This is a genomic window from Pseudoalteromonas sp. RB2-MNA-CIBAN-0110 (assembly GCF_040309305.1).
In the GTDB taxonomy this organism is placed as follows: domain Bacteria; phylum Pseudomonadota; class Gammaproteobacteria; order Enterobacterales; family Alteromonadaceae; genus Pseudoalteromonas; species Pseudoalteromonas arctica.
The window spans coordinates 36740-55439 of sequence record NZ_JBEOOQ010000008.1; the positions used below are offsets into that span (position 1 = coordinate 36740).

An 18700-nucleotide genomic window follows, 5' to 3' on the forward strand; every position below is an offset into this window, starting at 1 on the left:
AAGCTTAATCTAAGTCAAAACCCTGTAAATTATAAGCTTAATATGTGTAGAAAACGTGCCAGAGAATTTATTATCGTGTAGAATATATGTATTACAACATCACGATTGTAGATGATACAGGGTCGGAAACAGAGAATTCACCATGAAAAAAATAGCACTATCTTTAACAATATTGCTTGGTGCGTTGTCAGCAAGCAACGCAACAGCATTTGATGGCGATGTAAACGCAGGTAAAGAAAAATCAGCAACGTGTGCGGCTTGTCACGGCCCAGACGGTAATGCGCCGGTTAATATTTACCCTAAAATTGCAGGTCAACATCCAGATTATATCCTCAAGCAACTTCAGGATTTAAAATTAGGTATGACGTCAGGCGGCAAAGAAGGGCGTATGGATCCAGTAATGAGCGCTATGGCTATGCCACTTAGCGAGCAAGACATGAAAGATCTAGCTGCTTATTTTTCTTCAATGAACATGACTGAAGGTGCTACACCTAAAGATGTTGTTGAAGTTGGCGAGATGCTTTTTAAAGCAGGCGATGCAGAACGTGGAATTCCATCATGTGCAGCATGTCATGGCCCACGTGGTAATGGCTCGTCACTTGCTAAGTTTCCAAAAATTTCTTTTCAGCATCCAGGATATATCAAGGCTCAACTTGAAAAATTCCGTGATGGTACTCGTCATAATGACTTAAATGGCATGATGGGCGATATTGCAAAAAAATTAACAGATAAAGACATCGAAGTACTTTCTCAGTATTTAGGTGGCTTACACTAAAGTCGTATTTATTTAGCAGTTAATAATAAATAAACTACAATGTGTTAAAAAAAGCAGCCTAGGCTGCTTTTTTTGTGTCAAAAATTAACGATATCGTCCGTTTTAATGTAAGACATTGACCATGTCTGGTTGTAAGAAAAGTCTTCTTTTTATTTTTGATTATTGATTAACTTATTGTAATTTATGTTTATTTTTATATCTCAATGTAATAAAGATAATAAAAGTTATATAAACCAGTTGTAACAAAATCATTAACGAGTAAATTAACCACTGTCGCAAAACAACAATAACAAAACGGAAATAACTATCAAGGAAAGTAACGCGGCATGACTACATAGCATAAGATTAGTGCTACTAAAGGAAATAATAAAAAAGTGTCAGGATGACCGAAAATAATAAAAAACTCATGGAAGTTTAATAATAAAAACAAAATGGAATGTAACAAGGAACGTAAAAATAATAACAATACGGACTGATAATAATAAAAATAATAAAGACTAAAAAAAGTCGAAGGGAGAAGTGTCCAGATAATGGCGCTCAGATTAGCAGGCGGTAGAGATGTTTTCTCTACCGCCTTTTTATTTGTCCTGTTACAATACCCACCGTTTAAAATTAGCGATTAATTAGCTAAGGCGCTTTTAAATGAGAGACCCAACCTCTAAGCGCAAACTGAATTCTTCTGGCTAGGCCAGCACTGCGATGCCCATTAATTTGCGCTTCGCTCAAAACCTCTTAAGTGAGATGATCAAGATATGAGTAGAACTAAAAAGTCACGCAAAAGCCCAGCAAACGGACCTGTTCGTTTAAGCCAAGATAAGCTTAAAGAAATGCGCGCATTAAAAGAGCAGCGAGTTAAAAAAACCAAAGGCGCTAAGCCAGGTTCTCGTAACGCGCCAGATTTACTAGATAGCGAAAGCCATAATGCTGGTCACGCGCCTAAAGATAAGCGTGTAGGCAGTAAAAAGCCTGTACCATTAATTGCAACTGCGCCTGAGCCTAAAGTTGAAATGAAACGCAACTTAAAGCCAACTATTGAGCTGAAAAAGGTAATCGAGCCTGAATTTACACCTGAACAAGAGCTAGAAGCACTTGAGAATGACGAGCGTTTACTTAAACTAGTAGAGCGTCATGAAGAAGGTGAAATGCTAACTGGTAAAGATGCTAAGTACTTTAATAGCCGTATTGCTCGCCATCAGGCGTTATGTGAAATTCTTGGTATTGAAGACGAGGATGAAGACGAATTTGAAGATGACCTTGAAGATGATATTGAAAGCAAAGGCAATTCTGATTTCGATCAATACTTATCTGACGATTTAGCCAACGAATGGTTAGATGAAGACGACAAATAGTAAGGATAAATAATGAGTACCGCGGTAATTTTAGCCTTACTTTTAGGCGCTGCTATAATAGTTGGTCTGGCATTTTATGCGGGTCAGTTGCTGTATAAGTTAAATGCGCAAAAAAAGTTAATTGCTAAAACGCAGGCTGAACAAAAGCAAAAGCTTGAGAAGTCGCGTTTAAAGCGAAATGCCAAACTAGCCGATAGTATTCATTTAATTGCGCGTGCAATGAATGAAGAGCAGTGTGAGTTTTCTGAAGGCTGTTTACGTATTTGGGTACTTATGTCTCAATATGGCTTTGAGAGCGAGCGTGATTTAACGACACAATATCCTGGCATTTATAAAATGTACCAGGTAGTTAAAGAAATGCCGACACACGATGCACGTAAAAAATATGCTAAAAAAGAGATTTTTAAGCTAGATAAGGCTCGCTGGCAAGCTGAAGAAACACTTAAAGATGAAGTTAAAGCCGATTGCGCTAAAATTATCATCGAGTTTAAAGCCGCTCCTGGCAGCGATAAAGTGGTTTTTAACTAGCTTTAATTTTTCTAGTACTCAAAAAAAGCAGACCTTGGTCTGCTTTTTTTATGCGTAAAAATTTTCATACTAATTGCATTAAATTAGTGATCTGCTAAATCACTCGTGAAAAACGCGTCGCATTTATTTGTTTTTGTAAATGAGCATCGAAGCACATGCAAATAATACGAATGAATAAGTTGCCGCGTGGCGTTACGCTAATTTTATTATCATTTATAGTGACTAGTTCATCTTTTATAAGTGGCGTAAGCGCAATTAATGCATCCTCAAAGTAGTCATTAAATATAAGCGCATGCTTTTCGCTAAAGTCTTGTATATCTAATTCAAACTGGCAAATGAGCTGCTTAATTGCATCAGCACGAATTACATCATCATGTGTTAAGTGCATACCTTTATTAAGAGCACAGCCGATTTGTGTTTCGATGCTGTGGTAATAATGTTTTAATTCTTTTTGATTTTGTAAAATGGCAGTGCCAATTTGTGAAATTGATGACACGCCTAAGCCTAATAAATCACAATTTCCATGTGTTGTATAACCTTGAAAATTACGATGTAACTTGCCTTCATTTTGCGCAATAGCTAGTTCGTTATCGGTTTTTGCAAAGTGGTCCATACCAATAAATTGATAGCCTGCTTGCGTCATCTGCTCCAGCGTGTTTTTAAACATAGTGAGTTTATTATGTGAACTGGGTAAATCTGCATCTTTAATCTTACGCTGTGCGGCAAAGCGCTCTGGTAAATGCGCGTAGTTAAACACCGATACTCGGTCAGGGCTTAACTCAATAAGTTGCTCTATAGTTTGCTTAAAGCTCTCTGGCGTTTGCAGAGGAAGCCCGTAAATCATATCTGCATTAATAGATTGAAATCCCAGCTCGCGAGCTTGTGTAATTAATTGCTTGACCGTATCTGCATTTTGCGGGCGATTAACAGCAAGTTGCACGTCGTCGTTAAAGTCTTGAATCCCAAATGAGACACGGTTAAAGCCAAGCATTCTTAAATCAACAAGCATATTATCGGCAAGTGAGCGTGGGTCTATTTCAATGCCGCGCTCTGTTGTGCTTGTAAAATCAAAGTGCTGCTCTAAAAGCTTAATTAGACGAGTCATTTGTTTTGCGGTTAAAAAGGTGGGAGTACCGCCACCTAAATGTAATTGCTCAACCGTGTAGTTTTTAAATAAATGAGCTTGGGCAGTAATTTCTTTTGCTAAAAAGTCGAGATACGTATCGGCCTTAGATTGATGGCGGGTAATTATTTTATTACAGCCACAGTAGTAGCAAAGCTGACTACAAAACGGAATATGAATATATAAAGAGAGTGAACGACTCGTTGATGATTCTACAGCGTTTAGTAGGTCTTGTTGTTGATACCCATCACGCAGCGATAGAGCGGTGGGATACGAGGTATAGCGTGGGCCAGACACATTATATTTGTTTATTAGGGTCTGATCCCAGTGTGGAAGTTTAATCATCACGCGCACCTAAGTATTTATTTAGGGGGTGATTATAAAAAAGTACGCAGTGAGGCGGTTTGATCTATAACAAAAAAGGTGCCGAAGCACCTTTTTTAATAAAATATCAATTAATGCGGTCTAATTAATACGTAACAGTATGGGCATCTTTGAGATATTGAAATAACTCTTTATAACCTTTACCCGGCTTTTCAGCTTTCGCTTCTTTTGCCGCATTACGAACCAATTGACGCATTTGCTGACGATCAAGAGACGGAAACTGTTCAATAGTCTCATTGATAAGGTCATCACCTTGTTCAATTAGGTCTGAACGTAATTGCTCAATTTTTTTGACCAATACTTCAGCTTGGTTATTTTTATTAAGCATTACATCGATAATCGCTCTAATAGCGTCAATGTTTTCTACAGTACGCAACGTTTTAGCGATGTAGTTTAAGTGACGGCGGTACGCGTCACTTTTATTACTTATTTTATCAGCAACAACCATTGCCGCTTTTAAATCGTCATTTAATGGCAGGCGTTCGCGCTGTTTTTTACCCATTTTGGCAATTTCAGTACCTAACTGATGAAACTCTTGCGCTTCGCGCTTAAGTTCCGTTCTTGATACATATTCAATTTCTTCTTCAATTTCAGCAGGCTTGCCTTTTTTCTTTGCCATGGGGTGCTCTTAAATAAAAATAACTTTTGCCATTATACATGAATATGATACTTAGGAATATTAGCTGATGTGATGCATTGAGTGTGTTAGCATTTAAATATAAGAAATGCGTGCATTATGCCTCTAAGGCTCAGGACTTAATTTATGAAAAGCCAACAAAACGATCCAATTTATTCTCAAATATCGCAAGTTAAAGATGCGGTAGCAGAAGTACTCGAACATGCTAAAAAATTAGGCGCTACAGCTGCAGAAGCTGCCATGTCTAGCACGTCTGGTTTATCGGTTAGTACACGAATGGGTGAAGTAGAAACCATTGAGTTTAACCAGGACGGCGGCTTAGGCATTAGTGTATACGTTGGTAATAATAAAGGTTCGGCGTCAACCGCTGATTTAAATCCAAAAACATTGCGCATGGTAGTCGAAAAAGCGATTGATATAGCCAAATTTACATCGGATGACCCATTTAACGGCGTTGCTGATAAAGAATTGCTTGAATTTAATCCTAAAGATTTAGATTTATACCATCCTTGGGATGTAAGCCCTGAGGAAGGCATTGAGCTTTGTCATGCTGCTGAGCAAGCTGCATTAAACGCAGATGAGCGTATTGTTAACTCTGATGGCGCGAGTTTTTCATCTCACCAAGGATTACGTGTTTATGGTAACAGCCATGGTTTGATAACTGGCTTTCCACGCACTCGTCATAGCATTAGTACTATGGTAATTGGTCAAGATGGTGAGCAGATGCAACGCGACTCTGCTTATACTGTTGCACGCGATCAAGCGGGTTTAAATGACGCAGCGGCAGTTGGGCTTGAAGCAGCAGCTGAAACATTGGCTAAATTAAATAGCCAAAAGTTAGGCACAATGAAAGTGCCTGTTATTTTTAGAGCCGATATTGCAAATTCATTGTTTGGTCACTTAGTGTCGGCAATTGGTGGTGGTGCGCTTTATCGTAAATCAAGTTTTTTACTTGATAGCTTAGGCACACAAGTATTTAGTAATTGTGTGAATATTGCTGAGCGCCCACATATTTTAAAAGGGTTGGCGTCGTCACCGTTTGATAGCGAAGGTGTTAAAACATTCGATAGGGAAATTATTCAAGGCGGCGAGCTACAAACTTATTTATTAGCAAGTTATGCCGCGCGTAAAATGAATATGACCCCAACAGGGCATGCTGGCGGTATACATAACTGGCTTGTTGAGCAAACTCATAACGATTTAACTGCACTATTAAAAACGATGGGCACCGGCTTATTAGTTACAGAGCTAATGGGGCAGGGCGTAAATACCGTAACGGGTGATTACTCTCGTGGTGCTGCTGGTTTTTGGGTTGAAAATGGTGAAATCCAATATCCTGTAAGCGAAATTACCATTGCTGGTAATTTAAAAGATATGTTTAAAGGCATATCTGCTATTGGTGGTGACATAGAACGCCGTGGTGGTATTCAAACTGGCTCAGTATTAATAGAGCAAATGCAAATAGCCGGCGCGTAGTATTAATACGCAGTGTATACTTAGACCTAGAGTATTATCTCTGGGTCTAAGTGAGCTTTTACGAGGTGTAAAATGGCTAAAGATAGATATGCACCAAAACCGCTAACCGATATTATGGCGGGGTTAAATAATCGTTTATCAGCTTATGCAGGCAAAAGCCAAGCACTTGATACACAGCAAACCCTATTAAAAGATTTTTTGGGTCCTAAGTTGGGTGATAAATGCCGAGTTAGTAATTACCGAGACGGCACGCTAATGATAGAGGCGGTGTCTGCACCTATCGCGCTTAGGCTTAATTATTTAAAAATGGATATGCTTTCACATTTTAGAGCCGCTGGAATGGCAGAGCTCGGGCAAATAAAAATAACTGCAAATCCTCAAGCAACTCAAAGATTAAGTACAGCGAATAAGTCGGGTAGTCCTGCAGTTACCAACTCACGTAAAATGAGTGAGCAAACAGCTGATTACTTAAACGCGATAGCATCTTCTGCACCCCCTTCTTTAAAAGAAAAACTAGAGCGTTTAGCGCTTCACGGAAAAAATAAAAGTAAGTCTTAACTACCCACCATTTTGTTATTGGTGGGGCTAATTTGGCAGCTCACCGCATTCAAAATACTTTGTTACATATTCCATTTTATTGTTGGCTTAATGAGGTTTATGATACTGCGTGGGCTTTATATTGATCGAAAGCTCTTTGATACCCATTCCATTAAGTAAAAGCGTGTAGGCAGTGCTATTTTTACTCCTGCTATATTCAAGAATTTAATGGAGTTGGTATGTGATACCAACCTGCATAAGTCTTTGATCAATTTAACGAATTAAATTGCACTATAACGTCGTTAAAATTTTTTATTTAGAGCAACTAGATACAAAAACTTTTGCCTGGTTCTAGCGTAATTTTCTTAACGTTAAATAGACCCCATATATAAGCAGATTGGTATGATTCAATTCTAACTAACAAACGGAATAATTATGAATAAAGTAACAATGGCTGCTGCAAGTATCGCACTTGCGCTTGGCTTGGTAGGTTGTGGTGAAAAACAACAAGAAACAAAAGTAACCGACACTCCAGTAGTAACAGCACCCGCTGAAAAACCACTAGAGCTTGGTATTGAATTAGCTAATATGGATAGTTCAGTACGCGCACAAGACGATTTTTACTACCATGTAAATGGTCAGTGGTTAGCTAAAACTGAAATACCAGGTGATAAATCTAACTACGGTTCTTTTTCGCAGTTATATGATGAGTCGCAAAAAGCGATGAAAATAGCCCTTGAAAGTGCAGCCGCAAACAAAGCCGCTAAAAAAGGCAGTGATGAGTACAAAATTGGTGCATTTTATAAAAGCTATATGAATAAAGATGCGCGTAATGAGCTAGGTATTACGCCATTACAACCGTCATTAGATACAATTGATAGCGTTAAATCTAAAGCTGATTTAGTGGGTTTAATGGCTAAAATTCAAAAACAAGGCGGTACTTTACCGTTTGGTTGGTTTGTAAATAACGATGCTAAAAACTCAAGTGAGTATGCATTGTATTTATCTCAGTCGGGTCTTGGTTTACCAGATCGTGACTATTACTTAAAAGATGACGAAAAATTCACTAAAATTCGCGCTTCTTACGAGCAATACATCACTGATGTTTTAGCAAAGTCAGGCGTTAAGGATGCGGCAGAAGCAGCTAAGAGCGTACTTGCATTTGAAAAAACACTAGCTGATGCTCAGTGGAGCCGTGTGCAAAGCCGTGATGCAACTAAATCTTATAATAAGATGACAGTAGCAGATGCAAGCAAGTTGATGGGTGACCTTGATTTAGCTGCATTCTTTAAAGATGCAGGCGTGAGTTCAAGTGACATTATTGTACGTCAACCAAGCTACTTAGAAGCACTTGCTACTATTTACAAAGACACTGATTTAGCGACGTGGAAAAACTACTTAAAATTTCATTTTGTAAGTGGTTATGCAGAACTACTTAGTGAAGATTTAGTTAACCTTAACTTTGACTTTTACAGCACAACACTTCGTGGCGTAGAAGAACAAGCACCTCTTTGGAAGCAAGCGGTTGATGCATCTAACAGTGTACTTGGTGAAATTTTAGGTAAGGTATACGTTAAAGATAACTTCCCGCCAGAAGCTAAAGCACGCATGGAAGAGCTAGTTGATAACGTAATTAAAGGTTATGGCGTTGCTATTGAAAATCTTGAGTGGATGAGCCCTGAAACAAAGCTTGCAGCGAAAGAAAAACTAGACAAATTTACGCCTAAAATTGGTTACCCAGACACGTGGAAAGATTACTCTGAGCTAGATATTAACTCAGATGAGCTAGTAGGCAATTACATTCGTTATAGCGAATGGGCATACGCAGACATGATTGCTAAATTGGGTAAACCAGTTGATCGCTCTGAGTGGCACATGACTCCGCAAACAGTAAATGCGTATTACAATCCAGTAAACAACGAAATTGTATTTCCAGCAGCTATTTTACAACCGCCATTCTTTAATTTAGAAGCGGATGATGCTGTAAACTACGGCGCAATTGGTGCAGTAATTGGGCATGAGCTTGGTCATGGTTTTGACGACCAAGGTGCTAAATACGACGGTGATGGCAACTTACGTAACTGGTGGAGTGAGACTGACCTTAAGCAATTTGAAGAGCGTACAGCGGCTCTAGTTGCACAGTATAACGAATATAAACCGTTTGAAGATGCAAGTGTTAATGGCGAGCTAACGCTTGGCGAAAACATTGGTGACTTAGGTGGCTTAACGGTTGCGCATAAAGCGTATATGCTGTCTTTAGGTGATAAAAAATCACCAGTGATTGATGGTTACACAGGCGATCAACGCTTCTTTATGGGTTGGTCACAAATTTGGCGTCGTAACTACCGCGATGAAGAGTTACGTAATCGTTTATTAACAGACCCTCATTCACCAAGTCACTACCGTGTAATCGGTATCTTGTCGAATATGCCTGAGTTTTACGAAGCGTTTGACGTAAAAGAAGGTGATAAAATGTATATCAAACCAGAAGATCGCGTAAAAATTTGGTAATTTACTAAATAGACTGATTTAAAGTTAATAAAAAACCAGTAAGTTTTTAGCTTACTGGTTTTTTTGTATCTTGAATTTGTAAATAACCTGAACTATGGATAATAAATCTATCTCAAGCAGCTATTTTCAGCGCTAACTGCGTTGAATTTACTTGCAATAGGCCAGCTATTGACGCGTAAATTCGCCTTGTTTTCACTAAAAATCTCTGGCTAGAGAAAATAAATTTAAATATCACCATGATTCAATACGTTAATAAACCTCTTAACCAGAGTTCAGGTTAAATAAGCTTTAGCTCATTAAGCATTGGTGCATCCATTTTTCGTTACTGAGTATGTTTTTATAAAGCGCGAGTTGGTTTTGTGCTCGCTCTAAATTATGCTCTGCATGAGCCACTTTAAAGTACACATCGTTATTTAAGTAATCAGTTAAAAAGCGCACACTTAACATGAGCGGCATTATTTTAGCGCCTAACAGCAGGCTTTCTTGTTCTTTTGTACTCATGCTGCTTTTTAATGGCGTTACATAGCCTTTAACAATGGCTGAAAATATATCTTTTCGAATAATAACGTTGTGTAAGTTTGTTGAATCCTCGGCTTCGGGGGAGCAGAAAGTGCGTACCATGTCGCCAAAATCATAAAGCCTAAATCCCGCCATGCAGGTATCTAAATCAATCACTGCTTTTGCTTTGTGAGTTGCACTACAAAACAGCATATTATTTATTTTTGTATCGTTATGACACACTCTAAGTGGTATCTGCTTAGCTATACTACTAAGCTCGGTAATTAAATGCTGCTGCGATAAGCAATATTCTATTTCGTCAGCGCAGTGCTTTACTCTATTTACAGAGTGATTTGTGATTGCGGTATTTAATTGCTCAAAGCGCATCGCTAAGTTGTGAAAATCAGGAATTACAGTATGTAGTTGTTGTGTATCAAAATCTTGTAATGCATGAGCAAATACGCCAAAGGCGTAAGCCGCTTGCTCGCTCTGTTGCGCATTTTTAACAACGTCTTCGCTGTAACTGTCACTAATATAGCTAAGGACGCGATAATGCGCGCTATCAATTTCTATTAAGTGTTCGTTGTTTTGTATGGCTATATGTTTAACTGTTTCAAGGGGGTAGTTGCTTTGTAGTTGTTTGGTATTTAAATGCTGCTCAATTAGTTTTGCATTACTTACTAACTGAGCAGGGTATTTAAATACCTCAGTATTAAGTTTTTGCACAATAAACTGTTTATCAATACACGTAAGTAGCCATGTACTATTTATATGGCCGCTACCAATCACACTAACTTGAGTTAACTCAGGATTTAATGCTAATTGTTCGCTTAGCTTATTTTGTATTGAGATGTTCATTGTGCTCACTTGTACCTAGTTTGTTATGCGTATCGGGCTACTATTTTCTCGATAATTTCAGCATTAGCTTCAGGAAAATCATAATTTTCTAATTCACTAATTGCTACCCATTCACTAGGTTGCCCTTCAGCGCCATGTGCTTCACCGCTAAAGTTACTTACTACGTGTACATCTAATTTAACGCATTTATCGCCGTAGTCATGCTCAATCACCATAAGTTGGCTAGAGCTGTGAATCGTTAATCCAACTTCTTCAGTAAGCTCGCGTTTAAGTGCAACAAAAACACTTTCACCTGCTTCTACTTTGCCACCAGGAAATTCCCATAAACCGCCTTGATGTTGTTCATCTGCGCGTTTACAAATGAATATAGCGTTATTTTTCTTAATAACACCAACAGCTACATGTACAATTTCTATAGTCATTACTTTAAAACTCCATAAAAAAAAGCGACGCTAGCGCCGCTTTTTAATAAGCTAATAACAATACTGGGCTATTTTAATTTACCGCAACATTGTTTGAATTTTTGACCTGATTTACAAGGACAAGGGTCATTACGACCTACTTTTGGTTCTGTACGAGCCATTACAGTAGCTGTTTCTGGTGCTGGCGCTTCGCCACCTACTTGCTCAGCTTCTTCATGTTGGTATTCGCGAGGAGCATTTTCACTTTTACGGTGTTGCTCTTCTACTTTTTCAACATCTTCTTCTGCGCGTACTTGTACTTTACTTAGGATGCTTACAACATCTACTTTCAAGTTTTCAAGCATTTCAGAAAACAGCTCAAACGATTCACGCTTATACTCTTGCTTAGGATTCTTTTGCGCGTAACCACGTAAATGAATACCTTGACGTAAGTGATCCATAGCAGCAAGGTGATCTTTCCAATGCTGATCAAGACTTTGTAGCATAATCGCTTTTTCGAATTGACGTAAAACAGAATCGCCAACTTGCTCTTCTTTTTGCTTGTATGACTGTTCAACCGCCTGCTCAATACGCTCACGAAGTTTTTCTTCGTATAGTTTATTGTCATCTGCTAACCACTGAGTGATTGGCAACTCAAGTAAGAAGTCTTGTTTTAAACGCTCTTCAAGGCCAGGAATATCCCACATTTCAGCAAGGCTTTGCGGTGCAATGTACTGATCAATTACACTAGCAAGAACATCACCACGAATTGCTGTGATAGTTTCTGAAATATCGCCTTCTTCAAGCAGCTCGTTACGTTGAGAGTAAACAACGCGACGTTGATCGTTTGCTACATCATCGTACTCAAGCAATTGCTTACGAACATCAAAGTTACGTGCTTCTACTTTACGCTGTGCATTTTCAATCGCACGGTTTACCCATGGATGTTCAATTGCTTCACCGCGTTGCATACCTAGTTTACGCATCATGTTAGTCATGCGTTCACCAGCGAAGATACGCATTAGTGCATCGTCCATCGATAGGTAGAAACGGCTAGAACCGGCGTCACCTTGACGACCAGAACGACCACGTAATTGGTTATCTATACGACGAGATTCGTGACGTTCAGTACCAATGATATGTAAACCGCCAGCATCAATTACCGCATCATGGCGAATTTTCCAAGCTGCTTTAATTTCAGCAATTTGCTCAGCAGTTGGGTTCTCAAGTTTTTCAACTTCACTATTCCAGTTACCACCTAACACGATATCGGTACCACGACCGGCCATGTTGGTTGCAATTGTTACTGTACCTGGTAGGCCAGCATCTGAAACGATATCTGCTTCTTGCGCATGAAATTTGGCATTAAGTACGTTGTGCTTAATTTTTTCTTTGCGTAAAAACTGCGATAAATACTCAGAGCTTTCAATTGAAATAGTACCTACAAGTACTGGTTGTCCGCGGTCTTGACAGTCTTTAATGTCAATTAAAATTGCTTCGTACTTTTCTTCTTGTGTTAGGTAAACTAAGTCGGCGCGATCATCACGAACCATTGGCTTATTAGTTGGCATAACAACAGTATCTAGGCCGTAGATAGATTGAAACTCAAAAGCTTCAGTATCGGCAGTACCTGTCATACCTGCTAATGTTTCGTATAAACGGAAGTAGTTTTGGAACGTAATAGATGCAAGTGTTTGGTTTTCGTTCTGAATATTTACACCTTCTTTAGCTTCAACAGCTTGGTGTAAACCTTCTGACCAACGACGACCTTCCATTGAACGACCAGTATGCTCATCGATAATGATTACTTCGTTTTCTTTTACTACGTAATCAACATCTTTTTGGTATAGCTTGTGGGCACGAAGGGCGGCATAAACGTGACTTAGTAGCGTAATGCTTGCTGCTGAGTAAAGCGAATCGCCTTCTTCAATTAAGCCGCGTTCAGTAAGTAGCTCTTCTACTTTAATTTGACCACGTTCTGTTAAATGAACTTGCTTAGACTTTTCATCAATAGTGTAATCGCCGTCGCCTTCAACACCTTCTTCGTCTTCTTTTTCTTGAAGTTCAAGTAAAGGAACGATGGTATTTATTTCAGTGTATAGCTCAGAGCTGTCCTCAGCTGGGCCTGAAATAATAAGCGGAGTACGCGCTTCATCAATTAAGATTGAATCCACTTCATCGACTACGGCATAAAATAATGGACGCTGAACACGTTCATCAATGCTAAAAGCCATATTATCGCGAAGGTAGTCAAAACCAAATTCGTTATTTGTACCGTACGTAATGTCAGCAGTATAAGCTAGCTTCTTCTGCTGTGGCATCATACCCGGTACGTTACAGCCTACAGTAAGGCCTAAAAATTCAAATAACGCACGGTTGGTTTCAGCATCACGTTTAGCAAGGTAGTCATTCACAGTAATTACGTGAACACCTTTGCCTGTTAAGCCGTTTAAATAAGCTGGTAGGGTAGCTGTTAGTGTTTTACCTTCACCGGTACGCATTTCTGCAATGCGACCTTGATGTAAAACCATACCACCTAATAACTGCACGTCGAAATGACGCATGCCATTTACACGCTTTGACGCTTCACGTACCACAGCAAAAGCTTCAGGTAGGATATCGTCAAGGCCTTGTCCGTTATCGTAACGTTCTCTAAACTCAGCTGTTTTAGCTCTTAAATCTTCATCAGAAAGCGCTTCAAGTTGCGTTTCTAGCGCATTGATTAGCGCGACCGTCTTTCTTAAGTTTTTAATAGTGCGGTCATTGCGACTACCAAAAAGCTTGGTAAATAAATTAGATATCATGATAAAACCGTTACAATGTATTCTTTGTCAGCCGAGTATCGGCTAACCCATTTTTAACAATTGGTAATTAATATGTGCTTTTAAATAACACTTAGAACATATTAATTAGCAATATTGTATTAAACCGCTCAAAAAGCACTGTTTATTACGTGCGCTACTATACCAGACTCTGCCAAACAACAAACTATCTCAATAAAAAGATCTGTGTATAAAATCGAAAAATTTGATCTGGTTCGTAAAAATAACTTTGTATTACTCAATTACAGTAAAAATAGTAGCGAACTGTAAAGATATGGTGCTAAATAAATTAAAAACAAGGGTTATAGCTGCGCTTAAGTTTGACGCTTAAACACAGCTATTAAATGAGTGTTTTATAATTTAAATTGGTTAACCGTTTTGTTAAGTGCTGCAGCTAAATCACTTAAGTCACGAGCTTCGTCAGCGAGGGTGTGCGCATGGTCAGCGGTACTGTTCACTAAGTTATTAATTGCCGAAAGGCTCGTATTAATATCTTCAGCAACGACTGTTTGCTCCTCAGTTGACGTGGCTATTTGATGACTTTGGTCTTGTACTTTAGTGACCGACTGCGCAATATTGTGAAGTGAGCTAAGCACTTCTTTAGTTTGCAGTACTGAGCCCTCGGTTTGATCTTGTCCTTGTTGCATCATCACTGAGGCCTGTTGAGCTATTTGCTGCAAGCGCGAAATCATATTACGAATATCGTCTGTTGATTCTTGTGTGCGACTTGCTAGTGAGCGTACTTCATCAGCAACAACGGCAAAGCCTCGACCGTGTTCACCGGCACGAGCTGCCTCTATAGCCGCATTAAGTGCAAGTAAGTTGGTTTGATCGGCAATTGAATTAATTACATCGACTAATGCGCCAATATTATTACTTTCTTGCTCAAGGCCTGCTACCACTTTAGATGCTTCGCCAATATGCAACGCCAGTTCAGTCATTACTTTTTGCGCCTGTGTAGAACGGCTTGCACCTTCAGCTGTAATTGCCTGAACTTCTTCAGCTGCGTTATTTGTATGTTGTGCATTACGTGATATTTCAAGCACAGTAGTCGCCATTTCAGTTACCGCGGCGCTGACGCTATCAACTTGCTGCTTCTCTTGCTGAATTTCAGAATTAGTTTGCTCTGAAACACGTCTTAATTGAGCTGCTGCATTACTTAGCTGTTCTGCTTGCGCTGCGGTTTCTAGCATCATGGCGCGTAACTTATCAATAAAAGTGTTCATATGATTGGCCAGCTGTCCCACTTCATCTTGACTACTAATATCAATTTTTTGAGTAAGGTCGCCTTCACCCGATGCTATATCACGCATAATATGCGTAAGTGTTGTGATGGGTTTTGAAATCATATGGGTAGCCCATAAAATCATGGCTAATATAATAATTAAGATAATAACTACTGCAGTTGTTGTTGCGGTTACTGCGGCATTTACGGGCTCTTCAATCATGCTAGTAGGAATAAGTAGACCTACATACCAATCTATATGAGGCTGCTCTAGCTGCAGACGATGGTAAACCACATAAAACTGCTCACCTTTAAAAGTAACCATTTGGCTGCCTTTAAGGTTATTTCGCATTTGTGTATTTAATTCTTTAAAGCCTGCTGTATCTGTAAATTGTTGCTCAAGCGCATCGAGTCCTTCTTTACCGTTTGCACCTTCATCTGTAATTGAAAGTTTGTGTCCAGTGGCTTTTGAAAAGTGAACTACTTTTTGATTTCCATCGAGTAAAAATCCATAACCTTGGCCGTTAAAGCGAATATTTTCGACCATGTCGTTAATTTTGTTTAGTTGTAAATCAACACCGCCCATACCAATGAGTTTACGCTGTGCGTTATAAACAGGTTGTTGTACTACTGCAGATGCTACGCCTGTGGTTAAATCAACAGAGATTGGACCTACGTAAAGTTTGTTAACTTGCATGGCTTCTTGCCACCAACCACGCTTGTAGGCGTAATAAGGCTGGCCGTTGTAGTGACTTGTACGTTCATTTTCTTTAAAGTATTCACCGGTGGTTGCTGAGGCAAAAAAGGCCGATAAGATGTTTTCGTCGTTTGAGCTTAAACGCACAAAGTCTTGGTTTACTTCGTTGTAACCTGACGCGCTTTCGAGTGCTTGATCGCGAGTATCCCAATTTTCAAAAAAGTTGATTAAATGTGGGTTATTAACAAAGGTTGATACCATTTTACCGTACATCGCAAAGTAACTTTGCATTGAAAGTTGCTCGGTCTGTAGATAACTTTGTGCTTCGTTTTCTATGTTTTCTCTAGAGAGATTAGCAATGTGTTTAACAAAAAATGTTGAGGCGATAATTAGTAAAACGGTAATTGTTCCACCAATCAATAATAATATTTTCTTCCGTAATGATAAATTATTTAGCATGAGTGCGCATATTTTTATTATTTATGAAATTATATCTAATCATATCTTACTTAAAATCTCTATAAAGTTAGATAGAAAGAACTAATTATGCTTTTAAAATAAAGGCTTATACAAAAATGACAAATAAAAGTAATAAATTAGTAGTATTAGGTGCAGGTTGGTTAGGGCATGCTTTATGCGTAAGTGCGCAAAAAACTGATTGGCAAGTACAAGGAACGCATAGAACAGATATACACGAGTTTGATTTTGAGCGTCAGTTTACACTTGAAGATGGGCAATTAAGACATCAAGTTGATTTACAAAATGCTTATTGGGTATGTGCTATTCCACCACGTAGCAGGCACAGTGAAAGTAATTATCCTGAAACACTCACCGCAGCGCTTAAGCTCTCAAAGGAGTTAAACGCAAAGGGCTTTTTATTATGCTCGTCAACCGGGGTGTACGATCAAGAGCCTGGTGTATATAGCGAAAGTAGCGATATTTCATGCACAAACGAGCGCCAAATAAAGCTCTATGAGGCAGAAGAGCAAGTACTTGAGCAAGACGGGAAAGTGCTGCGTTTAGCTGGATTACTAGGGCCTAACAGAGAACCAGGTCGTTTTGTGGCAGGCAAAGAGTTTAATACATCAAGTGAGCAAGTAGTAAATATGGTGCATCAACAAGATGTAATTAATGCTATTTTTGCGGTGATAGAACACTGGCAAGTAGGGCAAAATATTTATAATGTTGTTAATCCTGCGCACCCAACAAAAGCTGAATACTATGCAGTGAAGTGTGCAGAACATGGTGGCGAGTTACCACGCTTTACCAGTGATGATAAAGCTGAGCGCAAAGTTATTGGCTCAGCTATTGAAGCGCTAGGCTTTACTTACCAATATGGTATTTAATATGCTGAAGGCAGGGGACTGCTCTCTATGAAGTCGCATAGCTTACCTTCACTTAGTAATGTATTAGCAGCTTCGATATCGGGAGCAAAGTAGCGGTCTTTATCATAATAACTCACATGCTCGCGTAACAACGCTTTAGCGCTTTGCACTTTATGTGATGGTTCAAGCGGCTTTCTAAATTCTAGCCCTTGAACCGATGCTAACCATTCTATTGCCAAAACACCTTGGGTATTATTGGCCATTTCATCTAAGCGCCTTGCTGCAAAGGTTGCCATAGAAACATGATCTTCTTGATTTGCAGATGTAGGCAAGCTATCGACCGAAGCCGGATGCGCTAATGATTTGTTTTCTGACGCAAGCGCTGCTGCGGTAACTTGGGCAATCATAAATCCTGAATTTACACCGCCGTTTTCAACTAAAAATGGCGGTAATTTGGATAGGTTTGAATCGATAAGTAATGCAATTCGCCTTTCTGCTAATGCACCAATTTCGGCAATTGCGATAGCTAAGTTATCGGCGGCCATTGCAACTGGCTCTGCATGAAAGTTACCTCCCGATATTATGTCGCCTACATCGGCAAAAACTAGCGGATTATCGGTTACACCGTTTGACTCGCATAACAATACTTCTGCGGCTTGGCGTATCTGAGTTAGGCAAGCACCTAGCACTTGAGGTTGGCAGCGAAGGCAGTATGGATCTTGTACTTTTTCACAATTGACGTGGGAGTTACTAATTTGAGAGTGCGTATCGAGTAGCTCTCTAAATACTTGAGCGGTGTCTATTTGTCCGCGCTGACCGCGAATTTCATGAATACGTGCATCAAATGGCGCGCGGCTGCCCATTGCAGCTTCTATACTTATCGAGCCGATTACGCAGCTTTGTGCATATAAGTTCTCGCTTCTAAATAGGCCTTGTAGTGCAAACGCAGTCGATGCTTGTGTGCCATTTAATAATGCTAAGCCTTCTTTAGCTGCAAGGGTAAGAGGTTCAAGCCCCGCTATTTTTAACCCTTGTGCTGCACTAATTATTTTTCCTTTATGTCGCATTTGACCTTCAGCTAATAAAGGTAGGCACATATGCGCAAGAGGGGCTAAATCTCCCGATGCCCCCACGGAGCCTTTTTTAGGCACGCATGGATATACTTCGCTACTAAGCAGCTGCATAAAAAATTGGATTACTTGCAGGCGAATACCCGAGTAGCCGCGCGAAAGCGAATTTACTTTTAAGGTGATCATTAACCTTACTGTGCTGTCATCCATGTATTCGCCAATGCCCGCAGCGTGTGAAAGCACAATGGAACGCTGTAATAATTCAAGTTCGTCGTCGGCAATTTTGGTATTGGCTAATAATCCAAAGCCGGTGTTAATTCCGTATACAGTGCGGTGTTCATTAATAACGTTTTGAACGGTTTGCGCGCTTGCTGCTATTTGCGACTCGGCATGCTTTGCAAGGCTTAACTTTACCGGTGAATTATTAATTTTTCTCAGTGTGTTTAAATTAAGTGAGCCTGGTGTGAGAGTAAGTTCGAACATG

At 39.5% G+C, this 18700-nt stretch carries 14 protein-coding genes; 7 read left to right on the forward strand and 7 right to left on the reverse strand.

Going from position 1 to position 18700, the window contains the following annotated elements; translation table 11 throughout:
• Nucleotides 1-142 precede the first annotated feature (142 nt).
• The 3 genes from AAEY68_RS06295 to AAEY68_RS06305 all read left to right on the forward strand — a co-directional run bounded on the left by AAEY68_RS06295 (nucleotide 143) and on the right by AAEY68_RS06305 (nucleotide 2652).
• Nucleotides 143-775, forward strand: a complete 633-nt coding sequence (locus AAEY68_RS06295; protein WP_007582080.1) for a c-type cytochrome — start codon at nucleotides 143-145, stop codon at nucleotides 773-775.
• A gap of 752 nt (nucleotides 776-1527) precedes the next feature.
• Nucleotides 1528-2124, forward strand: coding sequence for a Der GTPase-activating protein YihI (yihI, locus tag AAEY68_RS06300; protein ID WP_007582074.1), 597 nt, complete (start codon nucleotides 1528-1530; stop codon nucleotides 2122-2124).
• 12 nt (nucleotides 2125-2136) lie between these two features.
• Nucleotides 2137-2652, forward strand: a complete 516-nt coding sequence (locus tag AAEY68_RS06305; protein WP_010553820.1) for a DUF2489 domain-containing protein — start codon at nucleotides 2137-2139, stop codon at nucleotides 2650-2652.
• 94 nt (nucleotides 2653-2746) lie between these two features.
• Here AAEY68_RS06305 and hemN read toward each other — a convergent pair whose 3' ends face one another.
• Nucleotides 2747-4120 carry an oxygen-independent coproporphyrinogen III oxidase gene (gene hemN, locus AAEY68_RS06310; RefSeq protein ID WP_024594419.1) on the reverse strand — a complete coding sequence of 458 codons (1374 nt, stop codon included), beginning with the start codon at nucleotides 4118-4120 and terminating at the stop codon, nucleotides 2747-2749.
• A gap of 124 nt (nucleotides 4121-4244) precedes the next feature.
• A complete protein-coding gene (gene yjgA, locus AAEY68_RS06315; protein ID WP_007582068.1) occupies nucleotides 4245-4778 on the reverse strand; it encodes a ribosome biogenesis factor YjgA in 534 nt (177 codons plus the stop codon).
• Nucleotides 4779-4922: 144 nt separating this feature from the next.
• Here yjgA and pmbA point away from each other — a divergent pair, with 144 nt between their 5' ends.
• The 3 genes from pmbA to AAEY68_RS06330 all read left to right on the forward strand — a co-directional run bounded on the left by pmbA (nucleotide 4923) and on the right by AAEY68_RS06330 (nucleotide 9320).
• Nucleotides 4923-6272, forward strand: coding sequence for a metalloprotease PmbA (gene pmbA / locus AAEY68_RS06320; protein WP_007582066.1), 1350 nt, complete (start codon nucleotides 4923-4925; stop codon nucleotides 6270-6272).
• 72 nt (nucleotides 6273-6344) lie between these two features.
• A complete protein-coding gene (locus tag AAEY68_RS06325) occupies nucleotides 6345-6830 on the forward strand; it encodes a DUF721 domain-containing protein (protein WP_024589904.1) in 486 nt (161 codons plus the stop codon).
• Between the two features lie 414 nt (nucleotides 6831-7244).
• Nucleotides 7245-9320: a M13 family metallopeptidase gene (locus tag AAEY68_RS06330; protein ID WP_350585690.1), complete on the forward strand. Its 2076-nt coding sequence runs from the start codon at nucleotides 7245-7247 to the stop codon at nucleotides 9318-9320.
• A 288-nt stretch (nucleotides 9321-9608) separates the two neighbouring features.
• Here the strand turns inward: AAEY68_RS06330 and AAEY68_RS06335 are convergent, their stop codons facing one another.
• The 4 genes from AAEY68_RS06335 to AAEY68_RS06350 all read right to left on the reverse strand — a co-directional run bounded on the left by AAEY68_RS06335 (nucleotide 9609) and on the right by AAEY68_RS06350 (nucleotide 16280).
• Entirely contained in the window at nucleotides 9609-10676 is a 1068-nt protein-coding gene (locus AAEY68_RS06335; protein ID WP_024594421.1) for a phosphotransferase enzyme family protein, read from the reverse strand.
• 23 nt (nucleotides 10677-10699) lie between these two features.
• Nucleotides 10700-11098, reverse strand: a complete 399-nt coding sequence (mutT, locus tag AAEY68_RS06340; protein WP_010553815.1) for an 8-oxo-dGTP diphosphatase MutT — start codon at nucleotides 11096-11098, stop codon at nucleotides 10700-10702.
• Between the two features lie 68 nt (nucleotides 11099-11166).
• Nucleotides 11167-13881 (reverse strand): preprotein translocase subunit SecA, encoded by a 2715-nt coding sequence (gene secA, locus AAEY68_RS06345; protein ID WP_007582061.1) that lies wholly within the window; start codon nucleotides 13879-13881, stop codon nucleotides 11167-11169.
• Between the two features lie 371 nt (nucleotides 13882-14252).
• Nucleotides 14253-16280, reverse strand: a complete 2028-nt coding sequence (locus AAEY68_RS06350; RefSeq protein WP_350585691.1) for a methyl-accepting chemotaxis protein — start codon at nucleotides 16278-16280, stop codon at nucleotides 14253-14255.
• 116 nt (nucleotides 16281-16396) lie between these two features.
• On the opposite strand from AAEY68_RS06350, the gene AAEY68_RS06355 reads away from it, so the two are divergent.
• Nucleotides 16397-17167 (forward strand): Rossmann-fold NAD(P)-binding domain-containing protein, encoded by a 771-nt coding sequence (locus AAEY68_RS06355; protein ID WP_350585692.1) that lies wholly within the window; start codon nucleotides 16397-16399, stop codon nucleotides 17165-17167.
• Here AAEY68_RS06355 and hutH read toward each other — a convergent pair.
• The gene (gene hutH, locus AAEY68_RS06360) at nucleotides 17164-18699 is read right to left on the reverse strand and encodes a histidine ammonia-lyase (RefSeq protein ID WP_350585693.1); all 1536 of its coding nucleotides are present in this window, start codon (nucleotides 18697-18699) and stop codon (nucleotides 17164-17166) included. The genes AAEY68_RS06355 and hutH overlap by 4 nt on opposite strands.
• Nucleotide 18700 lies beyond the last annotated feature (1 nt).